At 71.6% G+C, this 1,684-nt stretch carries 2 protein-coding genes; one reads left to right on the top strand and one right to left on the bottom strand.

Going from position 1 to position 1,684, the window contains the following annotated elements; genetic code table 11:
- Positions 1 to 137: 137 nt before the first annotated feature.
- Entirely contained in the window at positions 138 to 626 is a 489-nt protein-coding gene (locus tag VOI19_RS19180) for a SigE family RNA polymerase sigma factor (RefSeq protein ID WP_323794524.1), read from the bottom strand.
- A gap of 190 nt (positions 627 to 816) precedes the next feature.
- On the opposite strand from VOI19_RS19180, the gene VOI19_RS19175 reads away from it, so the two are divergent.
- Positions 817 to 1,684, top strand: an 868-nt coding sequence (locus VOI19_RS19175) for an ArsA-related P-loop ATPase (protein WP_323794523.1), incomplete at its 3' end; no start/stop codon positions are given.

Genomic DNA, 1,684 nt, shown 5'->3' with positions numbered 1-1,684 from the left:
CCTGCCGCCGGCGTCGCCGCCGGGCCAGCGCCTCGCGCACCCGCTCGCCGGCCGACGACCCCGGGCTCACCCGGGTCGCGGCCGCCTGCACGCGACCGAGCAGGTCGTCGTACTCCGCCGACCACTCGAGCCGTTCGTCAGACGTCATGTCCACGCACCTCCTCCTCGGCCAGGACCTCGCGCAGCCGGGCGAGGCCGCGGGAGAGATGACTGCGCGCGGTGCCGACCGAGCAACCGAGCCGCTCGGCGATCCCGGCGTGGTCGAGGTCCTCGATGGCGCGCAGCACGACCGCGGCCCGCTGCTGCCGCGGCAGCTCGCGCAGGGCCGCGACCAGGGCCGGGTCGAGCTCGGTGTCGACCTGCACCGGTCGATCACGCTCCGGCAGCACTCCCGGGAGCCGTTCGCGAACCCCTCGCCGACCGCGGTCGATGTTGAGGCGCACCAAGGTCGTGTGCGCATAGCCGCCCGGGTTGCCGTCGGCGAGCCTGCGCCACTTCAACCCCACTCGCACCAAGGCCTCCTGCACCAGGTCCCACGCGTCGTGCGGGTTGCCGGTCAGTGCGTAGGCGACCCGGAGGAGCCGCGGGGTCTCGACCGCGACGAACTCCTCGAACCGCGCGTCCATGTCAGACGCCCGATCCACTCACCCTCACAACGCCTGAGCGTCGGAGAACGTTGAACACGGACCACAGGTGCACGCGCGCACTGTAACTCCGGTCTCGACCAACAGGTGGCCGGCAGGTGAGCGCCGACACGTCACCGCTCACCCCGATTCGTGAGCCGCCCGGCGCCGCCACGCCCTAGGCTTCCGGACCATGAGCGACTGGCCGAAGGTGCGACTGCACGTGGTGACCGGCAAGGGTGGCACCGGCAAGTCGACCGTGGCGGCCGCCCTGGCCCTCGCCCTGGCCACCCGCGGGAAGAACGTCCTGCTCTGCGAGGTCGAAGGACGCCAGGGCATCGCCCGGATGTTCGACGTCGACCCGCTGCCGTACGCCGAGCAACGCCTCACCACCGGGCTCCCCGTGGGCGACGACCGGCCGGGCGTCGTCCATGCCCTTCACGTCGACGCCGAATCGGCACTGCTGGAGTACCTCGACCTCTACTACAAGCTCGGCCGACTGAGCCGCTCGCTCGACCGCTTCGGCGTGATCGAGTTCGCCACCACCATCGCGCCCGGGGTGCGCGACGTGCTGCTGACCGGCAAGATCTACGAGGCCGTGGAGCGCAACAGTCGCAACAAGGGCGCGATCCAGTACGACGCCGTGGTGCTCGACGCGCCCCCCACCGGGCGGATCACCCAGTTCCTCAACGTGTCCAACGAGCTCGCCGGGCTCGCGAAGGTCGGGCCGATCCGGTCGCAGGCCGACACGATGATGACGCTCTTCCGCTCCCCTCGCACCGCGGTGCACCTCGTGACCGTGCTCGAGGAGATGCCCGTGCAGGAGACCGCCGACGGGATCGCCGACCTGCACCGCAACGACCTGCCGGTGGGCGGCGTCGTCGTCAACCTGGTGCGTCCGCAGGACCTCACCGCCGAGCAGCTCGACAGCACCGACCCGGCCGCCGTTGCTCACGACCTCGAGACCGCCGGCCTCGACCCGGGCGCGACGCTGGTCGACAGCCTGGTCACGGGCGGCCGCGACCACGCCGAGGAGGAATTCGGTGCAGTTCTGAAAGCGC

It is taken from the genome of Nocardioides sp. (genome assembly GCF_034670285.1).
Lineage (GTDB): Bacteria > Actinomycetota > Actinomycetes > Propionibacteriales > Nocardioidaceae > Nocardioides.
This window is presented reverse-complemented; position numbering and strand designations above follow the sequence as displayed.